This is a genomic window from Streptosporangium roseum DSM 43021 (assembly GCF_000024865.1).
GTDB lineage: Bacteria > Actinomycetota > Actinomycetes > Streptosporangiales > Streptosporangiaceae > Streptosporangium > Streptosporangium roseum.
Genome location: NC_013595.1, coordinates 8,641,668 through 8,655,960 on the forward strand (window position 1 = coordinate 8,641,668; position 14,293 = coordinate 8,655,960).

The 14,293-nt window shown below is 69.3% G+C and carries 11 protein-coding genes; 10 read left to right on the top strand and 1 reads right to left on the bottom strand.

What is annotated here, in order from left to right; genetic code table 11:
• The first annotated feature begins 30 nt into the window (after window positions 1-30).
• The 6 genes from SROS_RS46540 (at window position 31) to SROS_RS37805 (ending at window position 8,512) form a co-directional block, all read left to right on the top strand.
• Window positions 31-1,533: a hypothetical protein gene (locus tag SROS_RS46540; RefSeq protein WP_012894229.1), complete on the top strand. Its 1,503-nt coding sequence runs from the start codon at window positions 31-33 to the stop codon at window positions 1,531-1,533.
• On the top strand, window positions 1,530-2,924 hold the full coding sequence (brxD, locus tag SROS_RS37785) for a BREX system ATP-binding protein BrxD (protein WP_012894230.1): 1,395 nt from the start codon (window positions 1,530-1,532) through the stop codon (window positions 2,922-2,924). The genes SROS_RS46540 and brxD overlap by 4 nt, the downstream gene beginning before the upstream one ends.
• On the top strand, window positions 2,921-5,005 hold the full coding sequence (locus tag SROS_RS37790) for a DEAD/DEAH box helicase (protein ID WP_012894231.1): 2,085 nt from the start codon (window positions 2,921-2,923) through the stop codon (window positions 5,003-5,005). Before brxD ends, SROS_RS37790 begins: the two co-directional genes overlap by 4 nt.
• Before the next feature lie 255 nt (window positions 5,006-5,260).
• Complete coding sequence (locus SROS_RS37795) at window positions 5,261-6,631, top strand: hypothetical protein (protein ID WP_012894232.1); 1,371 nt, start codon at window positions 5,261-5,263, stop codon at window positions 6,629-6,631.
• A 197-nt stretch (window positions 6,632-6,828) separates the two neighbouring features.
• Window positions 6,829-7,794, top strand: a complete 966-nt coding sequence (locus SROS_RS37800) for a D-isomer specific 2-hydroxyacid dehydrogenase family protein (protein ID WP_012894233.1) — start codon at window positions 6,829-6,831, stop codon at window positions 7,792-7,794.
• Window positions 7,795-8,092: 298 nt separating this feature from the next.
• A complete protein-coding gene (locus SROS_RS37805; RefSeq protein WP_012894234.1) occupies window positions 8,093-8,512 on the top strand; it encodes a PPOX class F420-dependent oxidoreductase in 420 nt (139 codons plus the stop codon).
• A gap of 35 nt (window positions 8,513-8,547) precedes the next feature.
• On the opposite strand, the gene SROS_RS37810 is transcribed toward SROS_RS37805, so the two are convergent.
• Window positions 8,548-9,402: a PHP domain-containing protein gene (locus tag SROS_RS37810; protein WP_012894235.1), complete on the bottom strand. Its 855-nt coding sequence runs from the start codon at window positions 9,400-9,402 to the stop codon at window positions 8,548-8,550.
• Window positions 9,403-9,641: 239 nt separating this feature from the next.
• Between SROS_RS37810 and SROS_RS37815 the strand changes: the two genes are divergently transcribed.
• The 4 genes from SROS_RS37815 to SROS_RS37830 all read left to right on the top strand — a co-directional run bounded on the left by SROS_RS37815 (window position 9,642) and on the right by SROS_RS37830 (window position 14,278).
• Window positions 9,642-10,055 (top strand): ATP-binding protein, encoded by a 414-nt coding sequence (locus tag SROS_RS37815; RefSeq protein ID WP_012894236.1) that lies wholly within the window; start codon window positions 9,642-9,644, stop codon window positions 10,053-10,055.
• Window positions 10,056-10,392: 337 nt separating this feature from the next.
• The gene (locus SROS_RS37820; protein WP_012894237.1) at window positions 10,393-11,160 is read left to right on the top strand and encodes a DeoR/GlpR family DNA-binding transcription regulator; all 768 of its coding nucleotides are present in this window, start codon (window positions 10,393-10,395) and stop codon (window positions 11,158-11,160) included.
• A 104-nt stretch (window positions 11,161-11,264) separates the two neighbouring features.
• Window positions 11,265-12,848: an amino acid permease gene (locus SROS_RS37825; RefSeq protein ID WP_012894238.1), complete on the top strand. Its 1,584-nt coding sequence runs from the start codon at window positions 11,265-11,267 to the stop codon at window positions 12,846-12,848.
• The gene (locus SROS_RS37830; RefSeq protein ID WP_012894239.1) at window positions 12,845-14,278 is read left to right on the top strand and encodes an FGGY family carbohydrate kinase; all 1,434 of its coding nucleotides are present in this window, start codon (window positions 12,845-12,847) and stop codon (window positions 14,276-14,278) included. Before SROS_RS37825 ends, SROS_RS37830 begins: the two co-directional genes overlap by 4 nt.
• The last annotated feature ends 15 nt before the right edge of the window (window positions 14,279-14,293 follow it).

Genomic DNA, 14,293 nt, shown 5'->3' on the forward strand with positions numbered 1-14,293 from the left:
GTACGGCGATCTGCACCCGGAGAGTCTGAATTGACCTTCGTAGCGCACCCACTCGACCAGCGGCGGGCCTCACTGTCTCTGGAGCCCGAACCCCTGGGCGAGGGTGGCCAGGGGACGGTCACCCGGGTGACAGGCCCCGGTCGGCTCGTCTACAAGGAGTACACACCGCAGGCCGGGGCGGTGAACGACAGAGCCCTCGCCGATCTCGTGAACTTCGGTGACAACCTCCCGCCCACCGAACGGCATCTGTTGCTCGGCGTCTGTGCGTGGCCGGTGGCACGTGTCCGTGACGGAGACCGGATCACCGGATTCCTCATGCATGAGATTCCCGCCGAGTTCCTCCGTGACATCGGCGGCGCGTCCGCGCCGGTCGAGGCGCGCTACCTGCTGTTCCAGCCCGACCGGGCCTGGCAGGACCCGCGTCAGCCGGACATCGCAGGCCGTACCGGGATCGCTCTGGCCGCCGCCCGGCTGGTCGACCTGCTGCACGGCCACGGGTTCGTGCTCGGTGACCTCTCCTCCCGCAACCTGCTGTGGCAGCCGGCTCCGCCGTACAAGATATTCGTTCTCGACTGCGACGACTTCCGCCGTCACGGCGGTGAGCCCGTGCTGGGGCAAGCCCATACTCCCGGCTGGGACGACCCTCTCCAGCCGTCCACCGGCCCTGATCTGGACACCGACCGCTACAAGCTCGCGCTGCTCATGGGCCGCGTGCTGGCTTGTGACGCACATGTTCGCCCCGGCAAGGAGTTGACGCTGCTTCCCGGTCTGGAGCCGCGGACGGCGCACGCGGTCGCCGACCTGTTCGCACGCGCGGCGGGTCCGCGTGGTTCTCGCCCGATCGCGAGGGAATGGGTTCAGGCGATCCTCGGCCACAGGCGGATCATCGTGAGCCGGCCCCCGCTCCGGCAGGTCTCCGAGCCGGCCGAGCACGCCGAGACGCACCGTCCCGATTCCGAATGGATCAGCCCGCCGATCGGTTCATCGGTGAACCCCCCGTCGCCGGAAACACCGTCACGCGCCTCCCGAACCTCCGTGCCGATCTCGCAACAGCCACCGCCGAGGTCCGTACCAACCTCCCGGCCCTCACCGATATCCGCACAGGTCTCCCAGCCACCGCTGGGATCTGTGCCACAGGCTCCGCCGCCCGTCCCGCGTGAGAGCGTCCCGGTCACCATGCCGACGACGACCGGGCCGAGCGTTCCCGACCGTCCCGTGACGCTCGGCGAACGGGTGACCGCGTCCGACGCGTTCGCCGAGCAGCGGCGGATCTCCCGCAGTGCGATCTCCGACGAGCAGGTCACCGCGCTGATCAATGGTCTGGACGCTCGTGATGGCCGTCTCTCCGTGACGGAGGCGGGGGCACTGATCAACGAACCGGTAGAGCGGACGGGCCTGCTGATGGGTGCGGCGAAGCGCCTGCTCAACGTCGACGGATATGACGTCCTCACTCTCAAGGACGGCGACCAGACCGTCGACCTGAACCTGCGGCTCCTGATGGAACAGTTTTTCGACGAGGAGGTTGAGCCATGAGGCACAAGGTCAGCCGGGCGAGACGACAGCAGATCATCGCCGCTCTGGGGCGCGGTACCGTCCCGCAGAACGGCCTCGATCTCTTCGCCGTCGGCATGGAAGGGTTCGAGAAAGTCCTCGACGAGGAACTCGCCGTCGCGGCGAGCGGTCGCGGTGGTTTCAAGGCGATCCGCGGCGAGTACGGCTCCGGCAAGACCTTCTTCGCACGGTGGCTCGCAGAACGGGCCAAGCGGATGCGGATGGCTACCAGCGAGATCCAGATCTCCGACACCCAGACGCCCCTGCACAAGCTGGAGACCGTCTACCGTGCCCTGATCGGCGGGCTCTCCACGGCCAGCAGCCCGCCGAGCGCGCTACGGGAGATCGTCGACAGCTGGCTCCTCACCCTTGAGGACGATGTGAGCGCCGCGGCGGGAATCGCCAAGGACAACCGGCGGGCGATGGTGCCGGCGGTCGACGAGCTCATCGAGTCCCGGCTCGCCGAGGCGGCCCAGACCGCTCCCGCCTTCGCCACCGCGTTGCGCTTCTACCGCCGGGCCAGACTCGCCGGAGACCAGGCCATCGCGGACGGGTTGCTGGCGTGGGTGGGCGGGGAACCGAACGTGGCGGCGGCTGTTCTCCGCTACGCGAACATCAAGGGGAAGCTGGACTCGGGGAACGCGCTGGGCTTCCTGCAGGGCCTGCTGGTGGTGCTGCGGGACTGCGGTCACCCCGGGCTGCTCGTCGTGCTCGATGAGATCGAGACGTTGCAGCGTATGCGCAGCGACATCCGGGAGCGGAGCCTCAACACGCTCCGGCAGCTCATCGATGAGATCGACAAGGGCCGGTTCCCGGGGCTCTATCTCGTCATCACCGGAACCCCCGCGTTCTACGACGGGCAGCAGGGCGTGCAGCGGCTCACCCCACTCGCCCAACGGCTGGCCACTGACTTCGACACCGATCCCCGGTTCGACACGGCCCGCGCGGTGCAGATCCGTCTTACCGGTTTCGACACGGACAAGCTCGTCCAGCTCGGCTGTGCCGTACGCGACCTCTACGCCGGGGGGAACCCCGCCGAGGCACGGATCAGATCGCTGGTCGATGACGGCTACATCAAGGACCTGTCCGCAACCGTCGCGGGCCGGTTGGGAGTCGGTACGGCTCCCCGGACATTCCTGCGGAAACTCGTCGCGGACGTGCTGCACCGCGTGGCCGACCATGAGGATTTCGATCCCCGCAGGCACTACCGGCTGACCATCTCCGACACCGAACTGAACGACGACGAGCGCAACGCGGCGCGTGGCACGGCACGCAGAACGGCGGGCGATACGGCGCGTGGCACTGCAGGCGGCACGGCACACGGTGCACACCGAACTTTGTCGGCGGACGAGGTGGAACTCGACCTGACGTGACGTCACTGCATCCGACGCTGGCCTACCACGTCACCAACACCCTCGGCTGGCCTGAGCTGAGAACACTGCAGGCCGAGGCTCTCTCTCCGATCAAGAACGGGGATGACGCCCTCCTGGTCGCCCCGACCGCCGGCGGCAAGACCGAAGCGGTGGTCTTCCCGCTGCTCTCCTCGATGGAGGAGCAGCGATGGTCAGGCCTGTCGGTTCTGTACGTCTGTCCGCTGAAGGCGCTCCTCAACAATTTGCTCCCACGCCTGCAGATGTACGCAACCTGGCTGGGCAGGCGGGTGGAGCTCTGGCACGGCGACGTCTCCGGTTCGCGGCGGCGGTCAATCCTGCGTGACCCGCCGGACGTGTTGCTGACCACTCCGGAATCGCTTGAGGCGATGCTCATCGGGACCCGGGTGGACCACCGGCGCCTCATGCGGGACCTGCGGACGGTGGTGGTGGACGAGGTGCACGCCTTCGCCAAGGACGACCGGGGCTGGCACCTGCTGTGCGTCCTGGAACGGCTCACCCGCCTGGCGGAACGCCCTCTTCAGCGGATCGGGCTCTCCGCCACGGTCGGCAACCCCGGCGATCTGCTCTCCTGGCTCCAGGGGTCCGGCATGGGGACACGCCCCGCACAGGTGATCGCTCCCGAGGCGGTCATCGGCTCCGATCCTCCTGACATCGAGCTGGACTACGTCGGCTCCACGGCGAACGCGGCCCGCGTCATCGCCGCGCTGCACCAGGGTGAGAAACGGCTGGTCTTCTGTGACTCCCGGCGCATGGTCGAGGAACTGGGAGAGATGCTCCGCGGCCACGGCGTGAACACCTTCCTGTCCCATGCCTCTCTCTCCGCCGACGAACGCCGTCGTGCCGAGGAAGCCTTCGCCCAAGCCCGTGACTGCGTCATCGTCTCCACGTCCACTCTGGAACTGGGGATCGACGTCGGTGACCTGGACCGCGTCATCCAGATCAACGCGCCCTGGTCCGTCGCCTCATTTCTCCAGCGGCTCGGCCGTACGGGACGGCGATCGGGCACGCGTCGCAACTGCCTGGTTCTGGCACTGAGCCGTGACGATCTCCTCACCGCGGCGGGGCTGCTGCACTTGTGGGGCACAGGCTATGTCGAGCCGGTGCAGCCCCCGCAGGAGCCACGGCACATTGTCGCCCAGCAACTCCTGGCGCTCACTTTGCAGGAAGGACGGATCGGCGATTCGCTCTGGCCGGACTGGTGGAACGGTCTCAGCCCTTTTGAACATCGCTCCGCTCAGCCACTGCTCGACCACCTGATCGCTGAGGGGTTCCTCGAACGAGACGGTGGTGGACTACTCATCGGGCCTGCGGCTGAACAACGCTTCGGGCGCCGTCATTTCATGGACCTGACCGCGGTGTTCACTGCACCGCCGGAGTTCACCGTGCTCCACGGCAGCATCGAGATCGGCCGTACCGACCCCGGCCTGCTGACCTCCTCGGTTCAAGGTCCGCGTCTGCTGCTTCTCGCGGGGAGGACCTGGGAGGTGGACTGGATCGACTGGAAACGGCGGCGGTGCTTCGTCGACCCCGTGGAGGGAACGGGAGGAGAGGCTCGATGGGCGTCATCGGCGTTCGGGGGCACGTCCTTCTCACTGGCACGCGCCATGCGCGATGTCGCCCTGGGTGCCGACCCCTCGGTACGGCTCACACGCCGGGCTGTCGACGTACTCGCCAAGATGCGCGCGGAGATCGCCGGCACCGTTCATCCTGAGGGCACCGTGATCGTACGTGAGGACGGCGACCTCTACTGGTGGACCTGGGCGGGATACCGGGGCAACGCCACGTTGAAGGCCACACTCGGACCTCTGGCCGATCCCACCCATCGGGTGGACGACTTGCGCGTCAGATTGCGCAACGATCTCACCAGATCCGCCTGGCGCGATGGCTTGCGGACCCTCGAGATCAGGCGTCCGGAGGTGGATGACAGAGCATTGAACGGGCTCAAATTCAATACCGCGCTTCCACGCGACCTCGCCGTCGAGACGCTGGCCACTCGCCTCGCCGATTTTTCGGCAGCGGTCTTCACGCTTACCGGGCCAACGCACCTTCTATCACGGTGACCAGCCTCACCAGTAATGCCCACAGATCCGTCCGTGATGTCGACGGGATAGCAGCTGAGGCTGGTCGCGGCACACGCCTGAGCCCCTAATGAGCACGAAAGTCGAAGGTCACGCCGGTTGTCGCACTTGTCATCGATGCCATGCCGACTGCCGACCGGGAGCGCTTCGGTATCGACCTGAGACCTCTTCCGTCTCCGCCATGGTGCTGAGAGGCGTCTCATGAAATGAGGCCCCGCATCGAGCAGGTGAGGAATCATGGACGTTCTCGTGACGGTGGACGGCGACGACGACGAGCTCTCCCGCCGTCTGCTGGAGGATCTGCGCAGGACTGCCGCGCATGAGACCAGGCTTCTGTCACGGATCGGCACCGCTGACGGACAGGGCCACCCCGACTCCATCGACCGTGCACGTGAGTCGCTGCTCTTCTCCTTCGATCCGGCCGACATCCCCGCATTCGCTCATGCGATAGTCGTCTGGCTGCGCCATCGGACCAAATTCGGTTTTTCACAGCCGGAACACGGCATGGTCGTAAGCATTTCCGCCGGGGGGCAGGAGCTCAAGCTCTCCAGCACCGAGACGGTTTCAATCTCCGAACAGGCCCGGCGCATCGGTCAGCACCTCCGGACAGGGCAGGAAGGCGGACCGGAAGCTCTCTTCGAGGACCGGAAGAACCAAATACTCCAGCGGTATCGGGAGGACCGATCCCTACGGAAGCAGGAGTTGAAGCGCTACCTGCTTCGGGCACAGCAGCGGCATGAGCTGGAGCGTGAGAGGGCGATCCAGGAGCAGCGGCAGCGTGCGACAGAGCATGAGCGTGAGAGCGCCATCCAGGAGCAGTGGCAGCGTACGGCAGAGCATAAGCGTGAGCGAGAGCGCGCTGATCTGAGCGCCCGGATGGAATTGTTCCGCCTCCTCGCGGAGCGGGGACACCTGGACAGCCCCCTCACCGGAGCGGCCGAGGACATGCTCGCCGCCATCGGGAAAGGCGCCCGCGCGGAGGATTCCCTCCGGGAAGCACTGCGCACGCAGGCCGAGGCCATGGACGCGACTGCGGGTGTGGAACCGCAGAGGCAGGCCTGCGCTGTTCATGTGAGCGAGACCCAGGCGGGCCCGGCGGTGCGGGACGCGCTCGTCGACCTGGCCGCCGCGTTCGGATGGACGGTCGAACCCGACTCCAGGCCGATCATCGGATCCTTCTTCCAGCGGCTGACGATGTGGACCAAAGATGTGGCGACCTCGGCAACCGCCAAGGAGATCGCCGAGGAGGTCCGCCGTGGCATCGAGCTGGCCACCATCCACAGCCAGCAGGCCGACAACGACAACCGGCAGGCGGAGGCCGTCGCCAAACTGGTGCAGTCGCTGGAGGGAACCGACAAGGCGGTGATGCTCGTGGGCTCCATCCTGATCATGAAGGATGACGGCCGGCTCTCGGTCAGGACGCTGACCCAGCGACAGCTCATGTTCCTCGACCGTCATGCCACCAGCGTCACCGACCCTGCCGCGGTCCTCCAGGCGCTGGACGAGTGCGCGCGATCCCACCACGCGGAGGCGCTGGAGCCTCCTACCATCGCGGCGTTTCGCGCGATCGAAACCCGTCCGGACGACGATCTGTCCGCGACACCGTGATCCCCGCAGGAGCGGTGTCGGCCCGCACAGCCGCTTCGCGCCGACCATCGTGCTGAAAGGGGCCGACAAGTATGTGGCCGCCGCATCCGGGGAGCTCTGACGGGCCGGACCCGTGAGAACGGATCAGACGCACTGAGAACGGACACCGCGTACCCGGGTCGGACCCGGGCCGGGCGGGCGCGGCAGAATGTGGCCCCATGGAAGCCCGTATCGCGATCGCCCCGTCCGCGGAGATCGGAGCGGCCTACGGCCGCGCCAACTCCCCCGACCTCGACCTTCTCCGTACCAACATCGAGAAGGCCGTGGCCGCCGGGGGCGGTGTCATCGTGCCGCCGGACGAGGCCGACGGCCTGGTGTGGCTCATCCCCGGGGAGCCGGAGGAGCTCCGGCTGGCGCTGGACGGTCACCCGGGGATCGGGTGGGTGCAGTTCCCCTGGGCGGGGGTGGAGAAGTTCGCGACGACCGGGCTCTTCCACCGGCCGGTGACCTTCACCTGCGCCAAGGGGTCGTTCGCCGGGCAGGTGAGCGAGCACGCGCTGATGTTGACGCTGGCCTGCCTGCGCAGTGTCGTACGGCAGGCGCGGACGCCGCACTGGTCTCCGGTCGATCCCCGGTCGCTGCACGGTCAGAGGGTGACGATCCTGGGCGGCGGCGGCATCGCCACCGAGCTCGTCCGTCTCCTGCGGCCTTTCGAGTGCCATGTCCGGGTGATCCGCCGCCGGCCGGAGAAGGTCGAGGGCGCCGAGGAGACGCTGCCGTCCACGGCTCTGCACGCCGTACTCCCCGAGACCGACGTCCTGGTGCTGGCCCTCGCCCTCACCCCGGAGACGAGGCACGTCATCGGCGCCGCCGAGCTGGCCCTGCTGCCGGCGGACGCCGTCGTGGTCAACGTCGCACGCGGCGCGCACATCGACACGGACGCGCTGATCGAAGCCCTCCGGGACGGGGCGATCGCCGCCGCCGGCCTGGACGTGACGGACCCCGAACCGCTCCCCGAGGGGCACCCTCTGTGGAGCGACCCCAGGGCCCTCATCACCTCGCACTGCGCGGACTCCGCCGAGTACGTCATGCGGATGCTCTGCGAGCGGGTCGAGCGGAACGTGCGTCACCTGCGGGAGGGCCTTCCGCTGGAAGGAGTGATCGATCCCACCACGGGTTACTGACCCCCTGCCGAATGCCCGTGTCCCCCTGCCGGACGCCCACGCTCTCCGCCGAACGCCCGTACCCCCTGCCGGACGCCCGTACCCTCCTGCCGGACGCCCGCACCCCCCTGCCGGACGCCCGCGCAGCCGGACGATCAGCCATGCCACCGATCCGGCGTTCCCACCGCGGGGCGGACGGCGCGCGGAGGGGGGTGGGAACCGGCTCCACCGGGTGTGACACCGTGGACGTACGTCTCGCATCTCGTGAACCGCATGCGGCACCTCACCGCGGGGAACGCCGATGCGGAGAGGAGAGATCATGTCGAACCCGCCGCTTCCGGAGGAAGCAGTCGCCATGCTGAAGAAGCCGAACCCCGCCGTCATCGCGACGCTCCGGTCCGACGGCCAGCCGGTGTCCACGGCCACCTGGTACCTCTGGGACGACGGCCGGATTCTGATCAACATGGACAAGGGCCGCAAGCGGTTGGACCACATACGCGCCGATCCCCGGGTCACCCTCACCGTGCTCGACGAGGACAACTGGTACACGCACGTCAGCATCATCGGACATGTCGCCGAATTACGTGACGACACGGATCTGAGCGGCATCGACCGGCTGGCCCAGCAGTACCTCGGGAAGGAGTATCCGCAGCGGGACCGCGGCAGGGTCAGCGCCTGGATCGAGATCGACCGCTGGCACGGCTGGGGCGCGCACAAGGACAACAGCCAGCCCGGCTGACGCCCACTCCTGCAAGGACCGCCCGGCGGTCCCCCTCACGCTCCGACGAGGGGTACGGTGCCCGTCGCGGCGGAGATCAGGTCCTCGTAGACGGACGGGTCGGTGGTGAAGGCGCCGAGGCGGACGGTCTTGTTGGTGCCGTGGTAGTCGCTGGAGCCGGTGACCCGCAGGCCCAGGTCGCGGGCGAGCCGGCGCACGTGCGCGCGGTCGTCCGCCGTGTGGTCCGTGTGGTCCGCCTCGACGCCCCACAGGCCCGCCGCCGCGAGTTCGGCGATCAGCGTGTCGGGCACGATGTGGCCCCGGCTGCTCGCCCGCGGGTGCGCCAGCACCGAGACGCCACCGGCCTCGTTCACCAGCCGGACGGCGGTGAACGCGTCGATGTCGGCCTTGGGCAGGCGGTAGCGGCGGCCCAGCCATTCCGGCGCGAAGGCCTCGCTCACGGTCTCGACGAGGCCCCGCCGGATGAGCGCCTGCGCGAGATGGGGGCGTCCCACGGTGCCGCCGGCCGCGTACTCGCGTATCTCGGGGACCGTGACGTCGATGCCGCCGTCGTTCAGCAGCGCCACCGTCCGCTCCGCCCGCTGCTCGCGGGACCTGCGGACCCGGGCCAGCTCCGCGGCCAGCGGCCCGTGACCGGGGTCGAAGAGGTAGGCGAGCAGGTGCAGCCCCACGGTCGGCTCGGCGCCGTACCACCGGCCCGACAGCTCGGCGCCGCGCACCAGCGTCAGCCCCGCGGGCAGCGCGGCCGCGGCGGCCTCCCACCCGGCGGTCGTGTCGTGGTCGGTGAGCGCCACCACGTCCAGCCCGGCCGCGGCCGCCTTCTCCGCCAGCTCGCCGGGAGGGTCCGTACCGTCACTGGCGGTGGAGTGGGCGTGCAGGTCGATCCGCATACCGCCAGCCTGTCAGCAATCCACCCGGTACGGGGACCGGCGGCGAGCCGCTCACCGCGGGGTGGCGTGTCCGGGTGCGTGTCCTCCGTTGTCCGTCGAAGGCCGGGATCCGCCGCCGGTGCGGTCAGGGGGCACGCGCCGAGGTCACCGGCGGGCATCCGGCCGGCAGTGTGACCGGGCTCACAGGATCGGGGGAAAGCAGGGGACATAGCCCGGCGGATCGCGGGGACGGTGACGCGATGGCATCGGAAATGCTGGGACATGTCGCACTTCCTGGAGACGTCGCGTCCGTTCCGCAGGCCCGGTTATACGTCCGCGACCTGCTGGGCGCCGTCGGCCCCAGCCGGTTGGAGGACGCTCTCCTCCTCGTCACCGAGCTCGTGACCAACTCGGTGCGGCACTCCGACTCCGGCTGCCGCCCCGACGGGCAGGTGGCGGTGGTCGTCACCGAGCGCACCGAGGTGCTCCACGTCGATGTAATCGACCAGGGGTCGGCCAGCCGTACTCCCCGGGTCCACCAGGACGTCGACGCGGACAGCGGCGGAGGCCGGGGACTGTGGCTGGTGCGGGAGCTGGCCTCGGCGTGGGGATGGCACGACGATCCGGCGGGACGCGTGGTCTGGTTCCAGATGACGAAACAGCCTCCGGAGTGACCCGCGCAGCCGCCACAGGGGGCACCCCGCTTCACCGCCGCCCGACTCCCCGCGCAACCACCACCGGACTCCCGCGCCTAACCGCCACCGGGACGCCCTACCTCACCGCCTCGAAACCGCCTCGTGCAACCGCCACCGGGGCGCCCCGCTTCACCGCCACCCCGCCCCCCTGCGCAACCGCCGCCGGAGTGTCCCCCACCACCGGCTCCCACCCGCGGACTTGGTGAAGATTTGAGTAAAAAGTCCGGTTGCGGCAGCCCGACATATTGACGCTCTAATCAACAGCCACGCATACTTCCCCTCATGGAAGCACAGAAGTCCACAGAAGCGGGCAAGCATGCTGCCCGCTGAGCGGCATTCGCGGATCGGGGAGGCGCTCCGGGCCTCCCGCGTGGTCAGCACCGACGACCTCGCACGCGAGCTCGCCGTGTCGGCGGAGACGATCCGCCGTGACTTCGTCCTGCTCGAACGCCGGGGAAAGCTGGTGCGCGTCCATGGAGGCGCGACGATCGCGCTCGGGCAGGCGGCCGGGGAGGAGACCCCGTTCGTCGAGCGGACCGGGACCGCCGCGGAGGCGAAGAAGCGCATCGGCCGCGCCGCGGCGGCGCTCACCCGCGCGGGCCAGACGATCGTGATCGATGTGGGGACCACCGCCGTCGACGTGGCCCGCGCGCTGCCGCTGGACTTCTCCGGGACCGTGGCCACCTGCTCCCTCCTGGTCGCGGCCGAGCTCTCCGAGCGGGCCGACATCGAGATCCTCGTCTGCGGGGGCAGGCTCCGGGGAGGAGATCTCGCGCTCTCGAACTCGGTCGCCCAGGCGTTCTTCGCGGACCTGAACCCGGACATCGCGTTCCTCGGGTCCGGCGGCGTCGACGCCGTGGCCGGTCTGACCGACTACTACCTGGACGAGATCGCCGTACGCAGGACGATCCTCAGGAACGCGGCCTGCTCGTACGTACTCGCCGACTCCAGCAAGTTCGGCCGGGTCGCCCGCCATCGCGTCGCCGGCATGGACGAGTTCGACGGCCTGATCACGGAGGCGGAGCCTCCGCCGAGCATTCGGGACGCCATCACGGGCGAGGGCGGGGTGATCGTTCTTCCCTGAAGGTCCCCGATGGTTCGAGGAGCCGGACGGCGCGGTAACGCCGCCCGGCTCAGACTCCCCCAGCCGATGCGCCATCTGACAGGAAACATAGGAGTTGGGAATCCATGTCCCAGTATTCACCACCCACCCCCGGCAGTGAGACCACCTCAGGCGTCGAGGAGTTCGGCTACAAGCAGGCGATGAAGCGCGGCACCGGCCGCTTCGCCTCGTTCGCCGTCGCGTTCGCCTTCGTCTCGATCGCCACCGGCATCTTCACCACCTACGGTTCGGTGCTGAACAGCTCCGGACCGGTCGGCATCTGGACCTGGCCGATCGTGATTGTCGGGCAGCTGGCCGTCGCGTTCATCTTCGGGTCCCTGGCCGCGCGCATCCCGGTGACCGGATACTCCTACCAGTGGATGTCCCGGCTGGCGAACCCCGTGCTCGGGTGGATCATCGGCTGGATCTCGTTCACGTTCCTGGCGATCGTGGTCGTCGCGGTGGACTACACCATCGCCTCCACCGTTCTGCCCGTTCTGCTGCAGTACGAGGGGACGGCGCTGAACGCGTGGGTGATCACAGGCGTGGTCATCCTGTTCCAGGCCGTCCTGGTGGCGTTCTCCACCAAGTGGACCGAGCGGGTCAACAACTTCGCCGTGTCCGCGGAGCTCATCGGCATGGTCGCCCTCGTCCTGCTCCTCCTCGGCGTGGGGTTCGTCGCGAAGGAGGTCAACTTCGCGAACCTGTTCAGCACCGGCGCCGTCCCGGCCGACGGCTACCTCAGCTTCGGGACGCTCACCTCGGCGGGCCCGTGGATGCTGGGCTTCCTGCTCGGCGCGTTCACGATCGTCGGCTTCGAGTCGGCGGCCAACCTCGCGGAGGAGACGAAGGACCCGGCCCGCGTCGTCCCCCGCGCCATGTGGCAGGCGGTTCTCGCCTCCGGCGTGCTCGGGTTCCTGTTCCTCGTCGCCGTCACCCTGCTCGCCGGCGACCCGGTCGAGCTGGCGAAGTCGGCGACGCCGATCGCCGATGTGATCACCCGGGTGCTGGGCCCCGTCGTGGGTACGGCGCTGCTGGTGCTGGTGGTGATCGCGATCTTCGCCTGCGGCATGGTGATCCTCATGACCGGGGTGCGCCTGGTGTGGGCGATGTCCCGCGACGAGCGGTTCCCCGGCTGGCAGGCCTGGCGGAAGATCTCGCCGCGGTTCGGCACGCCTCTGAACGCCACCGTGTTCATGCTCGTCATCGGCGAGCTGATCCTGGCGATCTTCTCCACCCGGACCGACGCCCTGTTCGGACTGTTCGCCGCCGCCACCCTGCTGCCCGCGATCATCTACACGGGGACCGTCGTCATGTACGTGGTCAAGCGGAAGGCGCTGCCGCCGAGCAGGGGATTCGACCTGGGCCGGTGGGAGATCCCGGTGATCGTCGTCGCGCTGGTCTGGCTGGTGTTCGAGCTGCTGCTCTTCCGTGACGCCTCGTTCGTGGACCCGTGGACCTACGTGCTGATCATGCTTGTCCTGGGCGCCGCGTACCTGGTGTACCTCCTGGTCACCCGCGGCGGGGCCAGGGGGCTGGCGATGCCGGACATGCACTCCATCGACGCGGAGCTGAACGCCGACGCCGCCAAGGGCACGGAAGCCGCCAGGGACGGCGCCACCGCAGGCGCGGGGGCCGTCGACGACACGGACGGGGCGCGCGGGCGGTGACGACGGTACTGGCGATAGACCAGGGGACGTCCGGCACCAAGGCGGTCGTCGTCGACGGTGACGGCGGGGTGCTCGGCATCGCCGAGCTCCCCGTCCGTCCCACCTACCTGCCCGGGGGAGGAGTCGAGCAGGACCCCCGCGAACTGCTCGACTCGGTCCTCGACGCCGGCCGCGAGGCCGTCGCGCGGGCCGGTGCGCGGATCGACGCCGTCACGCTGGCGAACCAGGGCGAGACCGTGCTGGCGTGGGACCCCGTCACAGGCGACCCCCTCTCCCCCGCCATCGTGTGGCAGGACCGCCGGTCGGCGGGCATCTGCGCGGAGCTGGACGGGTTCAGGGATCGGATCGCCGACACCACCGGGCTGATCCTGGACCCGTACTTCTCCGCCCCCAAGATGGCGTGGCTGCGCCGGAACGTGACGGGCGAGGGGGTGGTCACCACCTCGGACTCCTGGATCGTCCACCATCTGACCGGGGAGTTCGTCACCGACGTCTCCACGGCCAGCCGATCGCTGGTGACGCGGCTCGGCGACGTCGAGTGGAACGCGGAGCTGCTCGAACTGTTCCGGCTCGGCGAGGAGCGTCTGCCCCGCATCGTCTCGTGCGACGAGGTGGTCGGCGGCACCTCCGCGTTCGGCGGGCACGTCCCCGTCGCCGGGCTCGTGGTCGACCAGCAGGCGGCGCTGCTCGCGGAGAACTGCCTGAGGGCCGGCGAGGCGAAATGCACCTTCGGCACCGGCGCGTTCCTGCTGGCCAACACCGGCACCTCCGCCACCCGCTCCACGGCGGGACTGGCCGCGTCGGTCGCCTGGCGCGTCCGGGGGGAGACCTCCTACTGCTTCGACGGCCAGGTCTACACGGCCGCCTCCGCTGTGCGGTGGCTGCAGGACCTCGGTTTCGTCCGGAGCGCGGCGGACCTCGACTCCGTCGCGGCCGCGGACGCCGAAGGGGTCCTGTGCGTCCCGGCGCTGGCCGGCCTGGCCGCCCCGTGGTGGCGTCCCGACGCCAGGGCCGCGTTCACCGGGATGACGCTCTCCACCGGCCCGCGCCACCTCGTGCTCGCCGTACTGCAGGGGATCGCGGCGCAGGTCGCCCAGCTCGGCGAGCTCGTCGCCACCGACCTCGGGCAGCCGTTGACCACGCTCCGCGTGGACGGCGGGCTCACCCGGAGCCGCGTTCTCATGCAGGCGGTCGCCGATCTGATGCAGATCCGGATCGACGTCTACCCCTCCCAGCACGCCACCCCGCTGGGCGCGGTGGCACTGGCCCGCGCCTCGCTCGACCCGTCGCTCGCCCTTGAGGACGCGGTGGACGCGTGGGAACCCAGCACGACCTACGGACCTCGATGGTCCGCGGATCAGGCAGCCGACTTCCGTTCCCGCTGGGGAGAGGCCGTCGCCGCTGCCGTGACACGGGAGGGAAAGCGGTGAACACCACGGGGGAAA